Source organism: Syntrophomonas sp. (assembly GCF_028707975.1).
Lineage (GTDB): Bacteria > Bacillota > Syntrophomonadia > Syntrophomonadales > Syntrophomonadaceae > Syntrophomonas.
On sequence record NZ_JAQVZX010000154.1, the window covers coordinates 1 to 3375 of the forward strand.

The window sequence follows — 3375 nt, forward strand, 5'->3', positions numbered from 1 at the left end:
AAAAATATATACACCTGGAATACTATATTATTCAAAATGATGCTACTGGCCGGAGCCTTCGAGATATTCTCAGCCGCAAAGCTGCGGAAGGAGTAGAAGTGAGGTTGCTGTATGATGGAATGGGCTGTATTCACCTGCCCCGCCGCTTTTTCCAGCCGCTTCTGCAAGCAGGGGGAGAAGTTGCCAGCTTTTTGCCACCATTCTTTCCTTTTGTAAATCTACGGATGAACTACCGCAACCACAGGAAAATATGTATTATTGACGGTGAAGAAGGCTATACCGGTGGTTTTAATATAGGTGATGAATACCTGGGTCTGTCAAAAAAGTTTGGCTACTGGCGGGATACCCACTTGCGCATTCGCGGGACCGCTCTGGATGGATTACACTTACGCTTCCTCCTGGATTGGCGTTATGCATGCGACCATGACTTTCAGATGCGGGAAGACTTTTTCCCCCAGCGTGCTCCCCAAGGCAATACCGGAGTGCAGATCGTATCCAGTGGACCGGATTCCAAATGGAGTTCCATTAAAGACGGCTTCCTGAAAATGATCGGCAGCGCCCGGCAGAATATCTATATACAGACTCCCTATTTTATCCCTGATGAGAGTATTCTCGCTGCCTTGAAAATTGCTGCTTTATCTGGATTGGATGTGCGTTTGATGATACCGGGCAAGGCGGATCACCTAATTGTACACTGGGCCAATCTTTCTTATGTTGGGGAACTGCTGGATGCAGGGGTCAGGTGTTATGCCTACTCCGAGGAAAGATTTTTGCACAGCAAGGTTATGATGGTCGATGGCTATGTCAGTACGGTGGGGTCAGCGAACATGGATATACGCAGCTTTTACCTTAATTTTGAGGTTAATGCTTTTATTTATGACGAGAGGGTAAGCCGCAACCTGCAAGCGGCCTTCTTCCGGGATATCCAGAATTCTCAGGAGATTACTATGGAAATATACCGGGCCCGGCCAGTGTGCGTGCGGATGAAGGAGGCTGTTTCCCGCCTGCTCTCCCCGCTACTTTAGAGGAGTTTATTATCCATACATAGTACCCTTCGGGTATAAGTGATGCTCTCTGCCTTAAGGTTCCCCAAGAAAAATGCCCATTGCTATCGTTTTAGATTTATAATGAGGTATAGAATAGCTCGTAATAAATTATTCAATGGAGGTGTTGGTTTTGAGTCATCATACAACAATTGAAGTGGACAAGGCAGCTTTGTTTAAGAGCCTGGAGCAAGGTATCCTGGCTTTTGAAAAGGGTTTTCCCCTGGAGGCTTTTAAAAAGGGTAACTATGGGCAGCATCCGCTGATAACCCTTTTAACCTGTGCGGATTCCCGTATGCCGGTCAATATTTTCGGTGAGATTTTTAACCGCATTTTTTCCGTGGAAAACATCGGCAACCAGGTTAAAACCAATGAAGGCTCCGTTCTTTATGGCCTTCTGCACCTGCATACCCCGCTGATGATTGTGGCCGGGCATAGCGATTGTGGAGCTATAAAGGCGGCGGAATCCAATTTCGTAGATGAGCCTATGGGCATTCGGAATGAATTATCCATAGTCAAGAATTCACTGGAAGAGGCCCGGCGTAAAAGCGGACTTATTTTTGACGATGAGGCGGGGCTGAAATTCACCAAGTTGGGCGAAGTTAATGTAGATATGCAGATTGATTATCTTTTAGCTAATTATGCCGTGGCCGATCTGGTGGAAAAAAATGAGCTTTTGCTGGTGGGAGTAATGGTGGATCTGCATAATATCTATGGCAACGGTTATGGAATGCTTTATACCAGCAATATCAACGGTGAGCGCAATAGCAGTATATTAAAAAGCTATTCCCATCTGGGTTTGCTGGCTGACCGCGCCCGGCGCCTGACTTCGTATTAACCCCCTTGAACAGAGGCCACAACCGCCAACGAAAATAGGGGCATTACAGGTGGCTATTTTAAACGCAGACTCCACAGGTCCGCGGGTCACAGCCAGGGACGAGGAGTGAGTTATTAGTTGTGCTTGAACAGTAAGATGTGGGAGGGAAGAACCTCACCCCCTTACCCCTTACTCCTCGCTTTTTAAATTAAGGAGGAGCAGTGCGGCCACTTCAAACCGCCTGCTCTTTCCTTGATAGAGACGAAAAATATATCAACAGGACCGTCCCTGTGATATGCTTGACAAAAAGAGGCGGCTTAAATCTTTAGCGGCTTTTTCGAAGCTTAGCCCGTTTTCCAGCAGAAAGTCCGGGTTTAATACCGCTTGAATGGATGTGCTTATTACGGTAACCAGTATGAGCGGATCGCAATCCGGCAGGAACTCGGTACCCTCCTTTTGACTTATGGCACTAATAACCATCTGCACTCGTTCCAGGCGGAAGCGGTCGATTTTTTGCCAGAGATGGGGGTAATATTGCCGCAGGTCATTTAGCCCGCTGGTACTGATGATAAAATGGCCGTGCTTAAAGAGATAATTTAGAATGTAATTAGAAATATTTATGGGGTCGCTTTCCACCGCCAGGATATGGTTGGCTGCAGCCGCCACTTCAACCAGGAAGCGGTTTACAGCGGCCTCAATTATTTCATCCTTGCTACGAAAGTAACGGTAGATAGTTCTTTTGCTTATTCCCGCCTGGTTCGCCAGTTCATCTACGGTGAATCCATGCAGGCCCCGCAGCCGGGCTAGCTCAAGACAGGCATGGCATATCCGTTCCTCCATATCCATAATTATCTTGCCTCCTTCCTGCCAGGCATAAATTTCGTTTATTCTTGTATCCTATTGCTCAAGCTATCTTCTTTTTAAACTTCAGGGTGCTTATCCCCAGAAACAACAGGCTGAAGACCAGCAATGCGGCAACTTGACCCAAGAGGTATTGAAAACCGATACCTTTGAGGACTATACCTCTGATTATATCCAGGTAATAGGTCAAAGGGATTATGTCGCTGATATAATAGATTATTCGGGGCATGGCCTCACGGGGGAACATAAAGCCGGACAAGAGTATGCTGGGCAGCATAACAAAGAAAGACATCTGAAAGGCCTGCATCTGGTTTTTGGCTATATTGGAAATCATGAGGCCCAGGCCCAGGGAAGCAGTGATAAAAAACAGGGTGAGAAGATAAAGCTCTAAAAGGCTGCCGCGGATAGGAACCTGGAAGAAGAGCGCCCCTACCAGCAAAGCCACCGTAATCTGAATGTAACCCAGGGCAATATAGGGGATTATCTTGCCCAGCATTAGCTCATAGGGGCGCAGGGGAGTTACTATTAGCTGTTCCAGAGTACCTCTTTCCCGCTCGCGGACTATGGCTACAGCTGTGATAATAACCATGGTCATGGTTACGATTATACCCAGTATGGCCGGTACCATATAATAAGCGGTAATCCCGTCCGGGT

4 protein-coding genes are annotated in these 3375 nt (G+C 47.1%); 2 read left to right on the plus strand and 2 right to left on the minus strand.

Going from position 1 to position 3375, the window contains the following annotated elements; genetic code table 11:
• The coding region (cls, locus tag PHP87_RS11525; RefSeq protein WP_299921519.1) for a cardiolipin synthase at positions 1 to 1025 on the plus strand (1025 nt) is incomplete at its 5' end.
• A 151-nt stretch (positions 1026 to 1176) separates the two neighbouring features.
• Positions 1177 to 1881, plus strand: a complete 705-nt coding sequence (locus PHP87_RS11530; RefSeq protein ID WP_299921521.1) for a carbonic anhydrase — start codon at positions 1177 to 1179, stop codon at positions 1879 to 1881.
• Positions 1882 to 2133: 252 nt separating this feature from the next.
• On the opposite strand, the gene PHP87_RS11535 is transcribed toward PHP87_RS11530, so the two are convergent.
• On the minus strand, positions 2134 to 2706 hold the full coding sequence (locus PHP87_RS11535; protein ID WP_299921523.1) for a TetR/AcrR family transcriptional regulator: 573 nt from the start codon (positions 2704 to 2706) through the stop codon (positions 2134 to 2136).
• Positions 2707 to 2764: 58 nt separating this feature from the next.
• A partial coding sequence (locus PHP87_RS11540) for an ABC transporter permease (RefSeq protein ID WP_299921525.1) occupies positions 2765 to 3375 on the minus strand: 611 nt, incomplete at its 5' end.

What these genes read in the sequence shown, in the direction of transcription:
- PHP87_RS11535 (WP_299921523.1), bottom strand. Translation starts at nt 2,706, where the DNA reads ATGGATATGGAGGAACGGATATGCCATGCCTGTCTTGAGCTAGCCCGG.